This window comes from Chitinophaga sp. GbtcB8 (assembly GCF_019091455.1).
Lineage (GTDB): Bacteria > Bacteroidota > Bacteroidia > Chitinophagales > Chitinophagaceae > Chitinophaga.
This window is the reverse complement of record NZ_JAGXJN010000031.1, coordinates 1-13,844: the sequence shown is the minus strand read 5'-3', so window position 1 is coordinate 13,844 and position 13,844 is coordinate 1. Positions and strand designations below refer to the sequence as shown.

At 43.0% G+C, this 13,844-nt stretch carries 13 protein-coding genes; 3 read left to right on the top strand and 10 right to left on the bottom strand.

Going from position 1 to position 13,844, the window contains the following annotated elements; genetic code table 11:
- The first annotated feature begins 9 nt into the window (after nt 1-9).
- The gene (locus KVT36_RS23065; RefSeq protein ID WP_217605809.1) at nt 10-1,794 is read left to right on the top strand and encodes a RagB/SusD family nutrient uptake outer membrane protein; all 1,785 of its coding nucleotides are present in this window, start codon (nt 10-12) and stop codon (nt 1,792-1,794) included.
- Nucleotides 1,795-2,133: 339 nt separating this feature from the next.
- On the opposite strand, the gene KVT36_RS23060 is transcribed toward KVT36_RS23065, so the two are convergent.
- Together KVT36_RS23060 and KVT36_RS23055 are read right to left on the bottom strand one after the other, a co-directional pair.
- Nucleotides 2,134-2,592 (bottom strand): MaoC family dehydratase, encoded by a 459-nt coding sequence (locus KVT36_RS23060; RefSeq protein WP_217605808.1) that lies wholly within the window; start codon nt 2,590-2,592, stop codon nt 2,134-2,136.
- Between the two features lie 140 nt (nt 2,593-2,732).
- Nucleotides 2,733-3,182 (bottom strand): VOC family protein, encoded by a 450-nt coding sequence (locus KVT36_RS23055; protein WP_217605807.1) that lies wholly within the window; start codon nt 3,180-3,182, stop codon nt 2,733-2,735.
- A 436-nt stretch (nt 3,183-3,618) separates the two neighbouring features.
- On the opposite strand from KVT36_RS23055, the gene KVT36_RS23050 reads away from it, so the two are divergent.
- Complete coding sequence (locus tag KVT36_RS23050) at nt 3,619-5,814, top strand: LamG-like jellyroll fold domain-containing protein (RefSeq protein WP_217605806.1); 2,196 nt, start codon at nt 3,619-3,621, stop codon at nt 5,812-5,814.
- A gap of 51 nt (nt 5,815-5,865) precedes the next feature.
- Here the strand turns inward: KVT36_RS23050 and KVT36_RS23045 are convergent, their stop codons facing one another.
- From KVT36_RS23045 to KVT36_RS23035, 3 genes are all read right to left on the bottom strand, one after another.
- Nucleotides 5,866-6,729: an AraC family transcriptional regulator gene (locus tag KVT36_RS23045; protein WP_254640160.1), complete on the bottom strand. Its 864-nt coding sequence runs from the start codon at nt 6,727-6,729 to the stop codon at nt 5,866-5,868.
- A 164-nt stretch (nt 6,730-6,893) separates the two neighbouring features.
- Complete coding sequence (locus KVT36_RS23040) at nt 6,894-7,670, bottom strand: SDR family oxidoreductase (RefSeq protein WP_217605804.1); 777 nt, start codon at nt 7,668-7,670, stop codon at nt 6,894-6,896.
- A 272-nt stretch (nt 7,671-7,942) separates the two neighbouring features.
- Nucleotides 7,943-9,424, bottom strand: a complete 1,482-nt coding sequence (locus KVT36_RS23035; protein ID WP_217605803.1) for an FAD-binding oxidoreductase — start codon at nt 9,422-9,424, stop codon at nt 7,943-7,945.
- 557 nt (nt 9,425-9,981) lie between these two features.
- Between KVT36_RS23035 and KVT36_RS23030 the strand changes: the two genes are divergently transcribed.
- Nucleotides 9,982-11,048, top strand: a protein-coding gene (locus KVT36_RS23030; protein WP_254640159.1) for an IS3 family transposase whose coding sequence is annotated in 2 segments (ribosomal slippage) — nt 9,982-10,243 and nt 10,243-11,048 — 1,068 coding nt in all. Because the reading frame shifts where the segments join, the coding sequence is not laid out codon by codon here.
- 181 nt (nt 11,049-11,229) lie between these two features.
- On the opposite strand, the gene KVT36_RS23025 is transcribed toward KVT36_RS23030, so the two are convergent.
- The 5 genes from KVT36_RS23025 to KVT36_RS23005 all read right to left on the bottom strand — a co-directional run.
- Nucleotides 11,230-11,700: an OmpA family protein gene (locus KVT36_RS23025; protein WP_217605802.1), complete on the bottom strand. Its 471-nt coding sequence runs from the start codon at nt 11,698-11,700 to the stop codon at nt 11,230-11,232.
- Between the two features lie 88 nt (nt 11,701-11,788).
- Complete coding sequence (locus KVT36_RS23020; protein ID WP_217605801.1) at nt 11,789-12,067, bottom strand: carboxypeptidase-like regulatory domain-containing protein; 279 nt, start codon at nt 12,065-12,067, stop codon at nt 11,789-11,791.
- Nucleotides 12,068-12,277: 210 nt separating this feature from the next.
- Nucleotides 12,278-12,493: a hypothetical protein gene (locus KVT36_RS23015; protein ID WP_217605800.1), complete on the bottom strand. Its 216-nt coding sequence runs from the start codon at nt 12,491-12,493 to the stop codon at nt 12,278-12,280.
- Between the two features lie 380 nt (nt 12,494-12,873).
- A complete protein-coding gene (locus KVT36_RS23010) occupies nt 12,874-13,125 on the bottom strand; it encodes a hypothetical protein (RefSeq protein ID WP_217605799.1) in 252 nt (83 codons plus the stop codon).
- Nucleotides 13,126-13,638: 513 nt separating this feature from the next.
- Nucleotides 13,639-13,844: hypothetical protein (locus KVT36_RS23005; protein ID WP_217605798.1), on the bottom strand; the 206-nt coding region annotated here is incomplete at its 5' end.

Genomic DNA, 13,844 nt, shown 5'->3' with positions numbered 1-13,844 from the left:
TTAGCCATTATGAAACTGAATATAAAATTATCCTGCTTGCTGGTAGCCGTATGGCTGTTTGCCGGAGCAGGCTGCAGGAAAGTGTTGAACGAACAGCCCCGGGCAACCATCGACCCCGGATATTTCAAAACGCCGGAAGGGCTGGACGGAGCCGTTTCCGGTATCTACTCTTCCCTGCGCGGTCATTGGGGCACACAGATCTTTACCCAGCTTTTCAATGGCGGTACTGACGAAATGATCCGTGGCGGCGCCGCTGATGTGCAGCATAATTTTACCTATTCTCCGTTAATGAAGAGCAATACCAATGATTACAGCGGCTTGTGGAATTCCTTGTATATTGATATCAATACTGCCAATGGGGTCTTGCAATTCGGCCCCGAAGCGCAAATGGAAGAGGGTAAAAAAGCGCAGTTGCTGGCGCAGGCCAAATTCCTTCGCGCATTCAGTTACTTTTACCTGGTAACTACTTTTGGCGATGTGCCCTTACATTTGGATTTTAACACGGCTATTGAGTCTTCAGACACCAGAACGCCGGTTGCTGAAGTATATGCTGCCATCATAAAAGACCTGCAGGAAGCAGCCGGCATCCTCCCGGATCAACCTGCTGCTGCATTGGGTAAGCCGGCGTATAAAGCTACTGCGCTCTACCTGCTGGCAAAAACCTATTTGTGGCGCGGCTGGTCTGCTGCCGGGCAGCCGGGCGATTTCACTGCTGCATTTAATACCGCCAAAGAGATCATCGATAATAAAGGCGTTTATGGCCTGGACCTTTGGCCTTCTTTTGCGGAAGGTTTCCTGGAAGGCAATGAATACGGGCGGGAGACCATTATGGTCATTGACCACACCAAAGACCTGAAGTTTGGTGAAAACTCGCAGACCGGTACAGGTGCCAGCAATCTGAAGGAAAACAAATCCAACTTCTTTTTCCGGCCCAATTATCCCACGGTGAATGCAAATTACCCGGAGGCAGGCGGCGCTTATGTATGTGTAAGAGACGTGCAGAATGGCCGTCCATGGCAAAGGATAAGACCTAATATGCGTTATGTACTGAATGTGGCTTTTGCCAACAGGGCCACTGATTCCCGGTATGACGGTACCTTTCAAACCATTTGGCTCTCCAACAGTGTACCGGGTTCTGTAAAAGGGACTGCCGGCGCAACTACACCGCGTGGAAAACTTGTCAATGGTGTTGATACGGCAATCTGGATGGCAGACAAGGTTGTAACGCCAGCCGAAAGATCTGCCTTCAGGGGTGTTATTTTTGAGCCGGATTATCTGCCGGGAGCAACCGTGCCTTATACCAGCCTGCTTTACCCTTCTTTGCGCAAATGGGACGATTCCACAAGGGCTGATATGAATGATTATTCGGACAGGCCTTATATCCTGTTCCGGTTTTCAGAGGTGTACCTGATTGCAGCGGAAGCGGCGCTGAAAGGCGGTGCAACCTTACAGCAGGCCGCTGATATGCTGAACGTGATCAGGATAAGGGCGGCAAGAAAGCCCGGGCAAACCCCTGACCAGTATGCCGCTGCAGTAGCTGCGCAAACTATTACAGCGCCACAGGTAACATTGGATTTTATCCTGGAGGAACGTACAAGAGAGCTGTATGGTGAATGTAACCGGTGGTACGATCTTTCCCGCACAAAAACGCTTGTTGCCAGGGTTAAACAATATAATGATGAAGCAGCGGCCAATATAGTGCCTGAACATATGTTAAGGCCTATCCCTCAGCAGCAGATAGACCTGGTGACCGAAGGGCCTGCGTTTCCGCAGAATCCATGGTACGGGAACTAAATTTGAGCAGATAAGATCTTATTAAGCATACATACATCAGGATAATAATTCCATTGGTAAATCGGTTTGGATGACCGAACATTATACCAAATGCAATGAATGCTGCAAAGGAGATCCATGATTGCATGAATGCCGGATGGGCTGCTTACGTGTGGTGGTACACAATAAGCAGTACGCCTGGTAATTAGCTTTAGATTTTTTATCCGTGGTAGAATGGTACTGGAAAAAGCTGTTGTCGAAACAGCTTTTTCCAGAGTTAGGGTCTCGTGGTAGCAGGGGGAACGCTGTTGCGCCAGGTTGGATATTGTCCCATATCCCCGGTCTGTTAATCCGCTTCAATTAATTGAAATGATACAGGAATACCACATCACCTGTATACACGGGTTTCGGATTGTCCCTGAGCATTAAAATTGCTTCGATAACCGCCTTCACGGTTCCCCTGAGGTTTGTTATTGATTTTACTTTAGCCTGTAATTGGATCTCGCTGTCAACCAATACGGGCTGACCGAACTTGAAATTTTCGATCCCATAATTGATCTCCATTTTTACGTTTCTTACATCAGCAATCTGTTTCCATAGGTAAGGAATAAGAGCCAGTGTTAAGTAACCGTGTGCAATAGTTGACTTAAAGGGTCCTTCGTTTTCTGCCCGATGTTTATCAACATGTATCCATTGATGGTCCAATGTCGCATCCGCAAATTTATTAATTTGCTCCTGGCTAATTCTGTGCCAGTTCGAAACTCCTAAAACTTCTCCTTCAAAAGATTTGTATTCTTCAAAACTGTTAATAATTACCATAGTAAAATTATATTAATCAACACATTTAAATTTCAATATACAAGTTTTATAATTGATGTGATATATCAATCTTAGAAATAAATGATGAATCTTTGTAAGATGGCATGTTGGTGACCGTTATTGCGAAGTACGAAGCCGGCCTAACTCCAGTTTTGAAGTTCAATAATGTTGCCGTCTGGGTCTGAGATATATGTAAACTTTAGCAGCCCAACATTTTCAACATAATGTTCGCTTAATTCCCCAACTTTTGCTGCCCCGTTTTTTAATGCTGATTCTAACAGCTCAATTATATTGTCTGCTTGAAAAGCGATATGTCCAAACCCTTGTTTGTTTGGTAAAGGCTTTTCGGAACTTATTATTTCTGAATATTGATAAATTTCTAAAGTTGGCCCATTATCGCCATAACCAGGAAGCCGTAAATGCATTCCTTTTAAATGAGCGTTCAGCACACCTGTTCCTTTGTCAAGCCAGCTTCCCTTTTGGTTGCGTTCCGGAGGAACTGGTGTACAGTTAAAAACCAATTCATAAAAGTCCGCCAGCCGTTTCCAATCTTTCGTTATAATATTCGTATGTCCGTATTTTACTTTCATTTTTAATTTGAATTGACTTTAATTTACAGGATGACCATTAGCAACTAATATACGCAATTTCAGCGTGCAGGATATCCAAAAAGTACGGCATTCTATTAATTTATCAATGGTAAATATTTAAAACTGCCGAACGTATAGTTGCTGAAAAAAGATATGCATCACAACTTTTGATAATTAGCACAAGAAATACTAACTTAAGATAAGATTCTCATTTTACTCATTGGATCCCTGTTTTACTTAGATTATTTACATCACCTACGATTGGCAAATACGAAAACTCTAAGCCTGGTGCAAGCACTGTAGTTATATCCACTGGTTAACACCCTTGAACCCCTTTACTTAACCATCTTTCTTTCCAGTATCACCTTTTTTAACGCAGAAACGTTGTAATAAATTGATTTCCCAAGTAATACCTTAATGCTAAAACACTTATTCCATGAAAAGATTTACCCCACTAACCGGCCAATGCCTGGTCTTTTTTCTGCTTCTTTCCAATTTACCTGCTCATATAAATGCACAAAATATTGCCAAACGCATTACAGCCAGCAACGGCGATACGATTCCTTTTCTTGAATACAAACCAGCAGGGCACGACGCGCCGGGCAATACCAGGAAATACCCATTGATTGTTTTTCTGCATGGTGGTGGCGAGCAAAGTAATAATACATCCATTGCTGCTGGTGCTCCCGTGTGGGATATAGAAGGTTTCGGGCCTTCCCGCCTCGTAAGTCTTGGGTATAAAATGGCATTTACCTGGAACGGACAGGTAGATACTTTTATCGTTTTATCCCCTATGTGCCGAAGCACTTTCCGAAGCACCGGAAACCCAATAGGGCAGTGGCAGGTTGCTTATATAACTTCCATATTAAATTATGCTAAGAACAATCTCAAAATAGACACCAACAGAGTTTACCTGACCGGCATGAGTTTTGGCGGAGGGGGCACTTTTGGCTTTCTCGCATCCAATGCAGCAAACGCCAAACGGCTGGCAGCAGCAGCACCACTTTGCGCACCTCCACACCATTTTGATGGCTGGGGTAGTACGCCCAATGGTCCCCAGTATGTGGGGGAAGCCAAATTGCCGGTGTGGGGGTTTCATGCCGAAAATGATGTGACATGCGACGTTACCGGCACTACGGTTCCAATTGATTCAATCAACAACCATATTCCTCCACCGGATGTAAAAGCATTGAAGACCATTTGGCCAGACGGAGGGCACGGGATATGGCCCAGGGTGTATAACATCGACAACGCGGCCTATACATACGGTTACGACGGCATAGTAAATATCTACGAATGGTTCCTTGGGCAGAATAAAAGCCTTCCGGTTAATGTCCTTCCCATAGCTAGCGTGGGCAACGATACAACAATTTGCACCAGCTCCGGGGTAGCCACGTTGAGTGGCGGCCTTTCTACAGATGCGGATGGGAGTATTGTAAGGTATGTATGGAAAAAAATTTCCGGCCCGGCTGCCGGTACCATTGCTACCCCATTGGGTTCCAGCTCCTCTACAACTGTGTCGGGGCTTACAACGGCAGGTGTATATAAATATCAATTGAATGTTGTGGACAACAGGGCGGCCATTGCCAGGGACACGCTGACGGTTACGGTTACAAGCAGCTGTTCTGATTCCGGCAAGGCATTGACCATGTCCTCCCTAGGGAGGATAACGGCTGGAAATGTAACACAGCTCAACAATGCGTCTAAGTTTACCCTGGAAGCGCAGTTTAAATATGATGCAACCGTCAGCGGCTGGACCACGATCATGCGCAAATCCACCTCCCTTACAGATAGGATTATGATCCATATAGGTCCTAACAATAATTCTATATATGTGATGGTGGGTAATGGCAATAATACATACGGCTACACCGGGGCCAATGCCGTAAGCCCAGGCACCTGGTACCACGTTGCTGCTGTATTTGATGGCACACAAAGCGGCAATGCCAACCGTCTGAAAGTGTATATCGATGGCGTTCAGCAATCACTCAGTTTCTCGGCCATCGACTTACCGGCTAATACCAGTACAACTAATACCGCACCTTTCATGGCAGGCGGGGAGCCGGGCTGCTGTTATCTTAATGGTACGATCGATGAGGTACGTGTATGGGATACCGTACTTTCTGCAGCAACCATCGGGGCCTGGAAAGACAAACTGCTCGGCAGCTGCCATCCCAATATCGCCCACCTGGTTGTATACTGGCCACTGGATGACAACACGAATCCGGCAACTGCCACTGCGGAACTGGGAACCGCTTATGGCGGTACTATCACCAACGGTACTTATGTTACCAGTGCCCAGGCCACAACTTCCAGTGGTTGCAGCGGAGCAAGGGTAATATTTGCACCTCCTTTAGAAGTAATAAAAGAAAATAAACCCCTTACCGGAAAAATATACCCGAATCCCACGGAGGGGCTTATACAGATTGAATTAAATGCTTCCATTTCGAAATCGGTAACAGTCAATGTTCTTGATATGTTCGGAAGAAATTTACACAGTAATAAAACATTTGTTGTGAAAGGTTTTAACAGAATATCATTGAATATTACTTCCTTGCCATCTGGGGTTTACATGATCGAGGTCAGAGATGGCCAGGTAATCGTGGAAAAATACAAACTTATGAAACGATAGAAAGGTGTTAAATTGATTTAAGCGGGGGCCGGCTAAAAAGCCGGCCTCTATTTATTCAAAAAATTGTTTCTTATAAGATGTCGGTAGCATTCCTGTTTCTTTTTTAAAGAGCCGGGAGAAGTAAGACATATTTTCAAATCCTAAATCGAACGCTATTTCAGAAACCGTTTTATCTTTTTTTCTCAGCCGGTTTTTAGCTTCATTGATAAGAGCGATGTGAATAAGCTCAATAGCAGTTTTGCCAGTTTCTACTTTCAATAAATCAGTAAGGTATCGTGAAGAAATATTCAACCTGTTTGCCAAATCTCCGACCGAAGGCAGTCCCTTGTCATCAAGTGAACCATCCTTAATATACTGCTGTAAGATTTTATTGAACTCTGTTACCGTTTTTCCGGAAAGTTGCTTTCTGTTAATGAATTGTCTTTTATAAAACCGTTCCGCATATTTGAGTATGGAATTGATGCCTGCGAGAATAATCTCTTTGCTAAATTCATCTTCAGTATTTTTATATTCCTGTTCTATCGTATGGAAAATATTCCAAATAATTTTTTCTTCTTTTGGTGCCAGGTGAAGGGCTTCATTTGTTTCGTAATCAAAAAAAGAATAACGTTGAATGTCTTCATGCAATGAATGTCCGATCAGGAAATCTTCATGAAGTACTAAAATATATCCATCCTCTTCAAATTCCAAATTCCGCATTTCAATCACCTGCCGGGGTTTCGTGAATATCATAGAGCCCGTCTCATGATCAAATTTGGTTCGCCCGTATAACACATAGCCAGTTTTTACTTTTTTTAATCCAATCATATAGAAATCGCTGGTGTATTCTGCATTATTTATTTTGATTTCACGATTGATTCGCAACAGACCCAGCATAGGATGTTCTGGCAATGGCAAATTGTTGGCAACTGCCATTTCACTGATTGATTTAAAGTGTTTCATCAAATTGGTCTTAAGTTACAAATTAACGAAGAAACGGTTAATTAGCCTATCCGTATTTTTAGTGAAGGGAGCATGCAAAAGATCACCACCAAAAGAAAGATCATCCTGTGCGATATGTGAAAATGTTCCATTAATAGTTACATTACCGGAAGTAGCAGCAGACTGGCATTTTTTGCAGGATTAACTATTCCGTATGCTATTTTAGGAAATAAACGATTGAGCATATATATCAATCTCGTGTCACCAACACGTATAGTGAACCGATCCTTTTTGATGCCGGCAATCAATGCGTTCACCAATTTTTCCGGGGAGATTCCTTTTGACTCAAGGTTTTCAGTCATGCTTGTTGCCACCACAGGTGGTAATAGCTCAAACACTTTCACTTTGCTGTGCAGTATTTTTAAATGATCTCTAAGCGACACTGTGTAAGAGTGCATGGCCGCTTTGCTGGCAGAGTAGGTTGCACCAAGATTCAATGGCACATAGCTTAAAATGGAAGAAGTGTTGATAATGGCCGCTTCTTTCTTTGACTTCAGCATTTCGATGAACAGGTTGTTCAAGCGGATCACCCCCAGGTAATTAATGTCTATTTCATACTTTGCCAATTCAAAATGCTTGTCATTCGCTATTCCCATATTCGGTGGATAGCTCATAACGCCGGCATTATTGTAAAGGACATCAATTCCTCCAAGCTCCTTAATCTTATTAAATAGTAACTGAGCATCATCTGCATTGGCAACATCATTTTTTATAGCAGTTAATGCCGGATATAATTTTTTGGCTTCGTCCAATTTTCCCTGGTTTCTGCCGGTGATGATCACTTTTGCACCATTTGATAAAAATTGCTTTGCTGCTTCCAGGCCGATACCTGCTGTACCGCCTGTAATCAGTATTGTTTTTCCTTTAAGTTCCATTTTGCTTTTTTTTTGCGTTTTTTGATAACACAAAGGTAGGTTGACCTTATCCCCGGGTCATAACCCAAAAGGAGGAATGTCTAACACAAAAAGACGTGGAATACTTCCTGTAGGGATCGAAATAAACTTATGGGCCGAAAATGTTTTCTATGCGGAAGACAGAAAAGCAATAAATAGCGTTAAATAATGTTGATGTTTATACACCAGCATGGAGGGTATGAGCAATTGTGCCCACAGGATTGCAAATACAACTAATTTCCAATTGGATAATACTATAAACCAATTGACAAGGCGTGATGAAACACGTTCTTAGGATCCCATTTTTGTTTCACCTGCTGCAATCGTGGGTAATTATCCCGGTAATACAAGGTTTGCCATGGGATACCAGATGTGTTCCATTGCGGATCGGTCAGGTCAGTATCGGGATGATTAATCACGCATCCACCGGTCTGCTCATTGGGTACAGGGACACCGCCGGAAGTGGCAAACAAATCCTTATAAAAATTGCGAACCCAGTTAAGACTGACAGTTTCACCTTCAGGGTCACCCCATCCAGTGTTGCAAGCAACATCAAGAATGCAATCCCGTTGAGCGGAAGCTGTTGCCCCCGGCATTACGGCATTAACCTGGCCGCCATAAGTTGCCATACCTAATCCCCCGCCTACCGGCTCATTATTCGACAAATATTTGTATATCGTCGCAATTTGATCATCTGTAAAAGGACGGCGCAGAAAAGCGTCTTTAATCTTAGCTCTCCATTTGTCGAACCCTGGCTGGAAAAGTTCGGGAAAAGGATTGAGTGCAAATTGTAGCCATGCAGTTTCTTCCACTTGCCGCGTATAAGATAAGCCTAAAGGATCGGCAATCGAGGCCAGATGTTCATCTATAAGCTGTAGTGCTTTTGCCCCTGCTGTGCAAATACCTTTCATTTCTAGTTTACCCATGTTGCGATGATTCAAAAAAAGTAAACTGAATAGCTGCTTATAGGGAGATTCCGGGTCGCTATTCTTATGCGCCCATGTTCCGAAATTTTGAACTAACTGTGAAAACAGTATTTCGTTAAAGTTATTCCAGTCCCATGACACCCTAAACGTCGTAATAGATCTGGGTGCTTGAGGAAGAGCAGTAGTAGGATCAGAACCATTGCTTCTTAAAGATCGAAGCCAGTACCGGGTAACGATGCCGAAATTCCCGCCACCGCCGCCGGTATGCGCCCACCAGAGATCCCGGTTGGGATCATTTTCTTCCCGTGTAGCAATAACGCTGTGTGCTTTCCCGGATGCATTTACTGCAACCAATTCTATAGCATAGAGATGATCTGCAGCTAATCCATACTCTCTGCAAAGAAAACCAAAAGCCCCGCCAAGTACGTGGCCACCGATTCCTATGTTGGGATGTTCACCGGCGGGTAGCACTACTCCCCAGCCTAAGAAGAGCCTGCGGTACGTCTCACCGACAGTTGCACCAGCCTGCACTTCAAAAGCTGACTTTTCAGCATCGTAGGAAATACTCTTCATCAGGGACATATCAATAAGTATTTGTACGGAAGGGTCAGATACAAATCCTTCCAGGCAGTGGCCGCCGCTCCGAACAACTATTCTCTTTTGAGCATTGACAGCTTCCTGTACGGCTGCTACGACATCTTGCGTCGATTCTGGAAGGTAGAAATATTCAGGTTTTCCGGTAAAGCGTTTGTTGAAGCGCTTTTCGGCAAGATCAGTAAAACGAATGTCGTCAGAGGTTATCTTTTCCATGTGTTAATTTGAAGATGCTTAAATTTCAAGGCATTTCGGTTATTATAAGATGTAACAGGATAATCTTTTACCATGGCCTTGTTATATTGCAAAAATATACTTGCGGCTTGAAAAATGCAGGTGTAAAACGTGACATTAAAAGGGTACAAATGCGACAATTTGTAGATACAATCCAGAAAATAATTAAATATGAAGAACGCAGAACAGAACCCCATTTGACTTGCTTAAACAAAAAAAGAGAGTAAATGATCAGAATTGATCGGTTTTATTCTCTTTTGCTCATTTGTCGGGACGACTATACAACGCCAAATATTACTACTAATTTAAAATAAAATTGTTATGTAAGAACTTTTCAGCTACTCACTGGTTGTTCTACACTGGTCTTCGTGCCTAGCGCAAATATAAGGCGGTCCTAAATGTGTACCAAATGATATAGGATTGTTCAAGATTGATATCCGCCACCGCAGGTAAAGGCCGTTTCCGAAACCCGCTGTAAGCTTCTCCGAAAATTGGTCCATTGGGGTTAGAGAAAAATCTCTAACTTAAATGTCACAATTATGAAGAAAGTACGATTTACAGAAACTCAGATTATCTCCATTCTTAAGCAGCAGGAAGCGGGTATGTCCATCAAGGATCTGGCTCGGGAGCATGGAGTCAGCGAAGCCAGTATTTACAACTGGAAGGCGAAGTATGGCGGTATGGATGCCAATGAGGTTAAACGGATGAAAGAGCTGGAGGAGGAAAACAACCGGCTCAAACGAATTGTGGCCAATCTCACTCTGGAGAATGACGCTATGAAGAATGTCCTGGAAAAAAAGTACGGCGGCCTGACGACAAACGGGAACAAGTAGAGTTGTTGGTGAAGGAAAAGCTGAGTGAACGTCAGGCCTGTAAGCTGGTTGGTATGCCACGTTCCGCCTTTCGGTATAAGAAGGTGCTCAAAGACGATCATGCTCTGATGAATGCCTTGGAAGACCTGGTCAAAAAGCATCCTACCATTGGTTTCTGGAAATGCTATCATCGACTCCGAAGAAAGGGTCATATCTGGAATCATAAACGTCTTTACCGGGTGTATAAGCTTTTAAAATTGAATATCCGGCGTAAGATCAAGCGCCGGCTGCCCGAACGGGTTAAACAGCCGCTGATTGTTCCTGACGCGCTTAATCAATCCTGGAGCATGGATTTTATGTCGGACAGCCTGGTAGATGGTAGACGGTTCCGGCTGTTGAATATTATTGATGACTATAACAGGGAATCGCTATGGATCGAAGTAGATACATCCCTACCCAGTTTGCGGGTTATCAGGGTGCTGGACCGGCTCCTGGAAATGCGTGGTAAGCCCCAGCGGATCAGAGTTGACAATGGACCAGAGTTTATAAGCGACAAGCTGCAGCTATGGTGCGAGGACAGGCACATTCAATTATTATACATCCAACCGGGCAAGCCGGTACAAAACGCTTTTATTGAACGAAATAATGGCTCTTTAAGAAGAGAACTTTTAGATGCTTACCATTTCTTCACCTTACAGGAGGTCAGGCTGATGGCAGAAGAATGGCAGCAGGATTACAACTGTTCGAGACCCCACCAGGCACTCGGCTTTGTTCCACCTCTGGAGTACGTCTGATTTATTTCTCTTCGGAACACGTATAAAATTTGAAAATTCTAATCCAAAATGGGCCTAATATAAGGGAAGCTTACACCGCCATCCCAAGTGCCGTTTGTGCGGCAAGAACGGCATGCTTGTGGGAGCATGTTTTAACCTTCTTACATTCCCACGGGTTATATATTGGAGTTGGAGGGAAATTTTATTCAAATTCAACAATGATCACTGCTCTCCTGTCTGTCCAGCACACTGCTTTATTATTACAACAGTCATTCATTGCATCAGCATTGCCACGTCCTTCGGTCACCATGCGGGAGGGATCAATGCCGTGCCGGCCTACCAGGTAATCTTTTACTGCCTTGGCCCTTTTTTGGGATAGATCTAAATTATATTTGTCTGTACCCAGGCAATCCGTATATCCTATAATCACGGCTTTTGCGTCCGGATCCTGCTTGATCTTCAATGCTGCACTATCCAAGATGACCTTTGCATCATCGTCGCAGCTCCAACTGCCGGAAGCAAAATGGATAGTTGACCTGCCTTCGTGTGCTGGAGGTGGGGGATTAGGTGGCAAGGATGGTGGAGTTGGAGGCGGTGGTGGAGGTGGTGGTATCTGTGCTGCAACAGATAATGCCAGCCAAAGCATACACAACAATAAGGTTACTCTTTTCATATGATTATAGTTGGGGCGTAAATGGCAGATAAAGATAACATATGTCTAAATCCGGGTAGGATATTTCCGGGTAGGAGGCGGAACGTTCTTAATTTTTCGGTGACATTTTTACAGTTCCGACAGATGTGGTGATATAAGACTCCACAAGGACTTTTGTCTGCACCGTTTCATATCCCAGGGATATGGTTTCCAGCTCACAATGCCCCGGAGCTGCCGGCTTTATAATGAATATCCCTCTGTGATCGGCCACCGCTGCTCCAACCTTGACATTATCCTGTAATAAAATTGCCTCTGCGAAAGGTATCGGCTTGTTCGTCTCTTTATCGATAATAACGCCCCTTACCGCGCCATCATTTGCAATACTCATAAATATGGTGTTTTCAAAAAAGCGTATTCAGTGTAAGCACCAGGTATCTGCTTAAAAGTAAGACTAAAATTCGAAAGATTTATCATCCCACTGCTGTCAAACTATGTACATGAATTGCGGTTTATATCCTGTTGCAATTATTGAAGCAAAAGAAATAAACATTCATAATGTCTTCAGTTATGAAATCAGGTGCTTGAGCAGAGGCAAAGTTTAATGACCTTGTCCGCTGTGATCATCCTTAATTGCCATGCCATGAACTGAGTTAAATTTGTTTGTCACTTGCACGGGGGGCAAAAATTTTGTCCATTCATCCCGAAGCAGATCATTGTGGTAAACTATCGCTGGTAGCAGCTTTAAAAAAGTAAAACCAGCCGAGTCACTTTTAAAAGGAATGGAAACATCTTTGTTGGCAATAATCCTGGTCATCAGGATTTTTACCCTATGTCTGAACACTTAAAAGTTCTCTCAATTCCTCTGGCATAGGTAAATACCTAACATTCTCCATTTTGGTACCCTTGCTAATCCTTGCTGCATGGTTAGTACCTTTGATAGTACGAGCAAATGCTTCTGAAATTTCAATCAGCCCACTCTCAAAATCAATATGCTTTACTTTTAGCCCTATGGCCTCTGCATTTCATACACCAGTATGGAAAATGAATAAAAGGAAAGGGTAGTAGTAGGAGTGCGTAAATCTGGAACTAGAAGGGCAGTGGGTATCATTCCTAATTGCCTCTAAAAAGATGCTTGTTTCTTCTTCTGATATGGGTATCCTTCTGGGATTCTTCTTTTCCATTTTCCTACGAACATCAGCTAAATAGTTCTGCTGTATAGCGCCTAATCCCAACAACCAGGTAAAAAAGGGTTTTTAGATAGTTCAGCCTTCTGTTATATGTGGTAAAAGCCCAATCTGTACTATTCAACTTTTCTGCAATCTGGTCAATAGGAACATTTGCCCATTTTTCCAGTAGCTTTCTGGTATATAAGTAATCAATGGAGTTTTCTACATCAACATTTCTGATATTATTACCCCAATGGTTGAATTTCAGGGCTATAGTCATAAGGTAGGCTTAAAGGGTATCTTATTCCATTATATCTCCATCTTAATATAATTCTTCCCCTATGGTTAGATATGCTGATCTATCCCTTCTTTCCCTTTTTTGTGTAGCCCATTTTGTAGCCCAAACAGGGTATTTAAAGGGCTAATTCAGGCTTCAGAAATACAATACATTCAGAAAAGTTCTAAAAAGAAAAAAGCCCTAAATCCTTTCTGTTAAAGAATTCTAAGGCTTTTTCTCTTCTGTCGGGACGACTATACGACGCCCATAGACTCTAATTATTCAAATTTCAGTTATTTATACTTAAGAACTTTTTAGCTACTCAATTGTTTCCTCGCGGTCACTAATGGTTTCGGTAGTAATATTAGGTTATTTCCCAAATAATATCAAATAAATCCAGATTGAACCAACTGAAATGAGATACATTCGTTTTTTTTACAACTATTATTAGTGGAACGAGCAGTTATGAAAATCACCTCTTCAGTTTGTCCGGCGATTAGGGAAAGCAGTGAGTATTTAGGCATCAACTAGCTCTCCAGTTGAATCGGTATTTTTAGTCGAGCGTTCTTTTATGTAATCGACAGCCTCATTTTGATGTGTATCCAATGTAGGATATTCTGCAACTTCACCGATTTCTTTTCCATTTGTAAATTCCGGACAAAGTGAACCACCATTCCGGCGCAAAGTGAACCACCTATAAGGCGCTTTAAGTAGCGTTGTCA

Excerpts from the sequence above, each read along its gene's own strand:
- KVT36_RS23050 (WP_217605806.1), top strand. The coding sequence starts at position 3,619 with ATGAAAAGATTTACCCCACTAACCGGCCAATGCCTGGTCTTTTTTCTG.
- KVT36_RS23055 (WP_217605807.1), bottom strand. The coding sequence starts at position 3,182 with ATGAAAGTAAAATACGGACATACGAATATTATAACGAAAGATTGGAAA.
- KVT36_RS23025 (WP_217605802.1), bottom strand. The coding sequence starts at position 11,700 with ATGAAAAGAGTAACCTTATTGTTGTGTATGCTTTGGCTGGCATTATCT.
- KVT36_RS23020 (WP_217605801.1), bottom strand. The coding sequence starts at position 12,067 with ATGAGTATTGCAAATGATGGCGCGGTAAGGGGCGTTATTATCGATAAA.
- KVT36_RS23010 (WP_217605799.1), bottom strand. The coding sequence starts at position 13,125 with ATGACTATAGCCCTGAAATTCAACCATTGGGGTAATAATATCAGAAAT.
- KVT36_RS23060 (WP_217605808.1), bottom strand. The coding sequence starts at position 2,592 with ATGGTAATTATTAACAGTTTTGAAGAATACAAATCTTTTGAAGGAGAA.
- KVT36_RS23045 (WP_254640160.1), bottom strand. The coding sequence starts at position 6,729 with ATGGCAGTTGCCAACAATTTGCCATTGCCAGAACATCCTATGCTGGGT.
- KVT36_RS23065 (WP_217605809.1), top strand. The coding sequence starts at position 10 with ATGAAACTGAATATAAAATTATCCTGCTTGCTGGTAGCCGTATGGCTG.
- KVT36_RS23035 (WP_217605803.1), bottom strand. The coding sequence starts at position 9,424 with ATGGAAAAGATAACCTCTGACGACATTCGTTTTACTGATCTTGCCGAA.
- KVT36_RS23040 (WP_217605804.1), bottom strand. The coding sequence starts at position 7,670 with ATGGAACTTAAAGGAAAAACAATACTGATTACAGGCGGTACAGCAGGT.
- KVT36_RS23015 (WP_217605800.1), bottom strand. The coding sequence starts at position 12,493 with ATGACCAGGATTATTGCCAACAAAGATGTTTCCATTCCTTTTAAAAGT.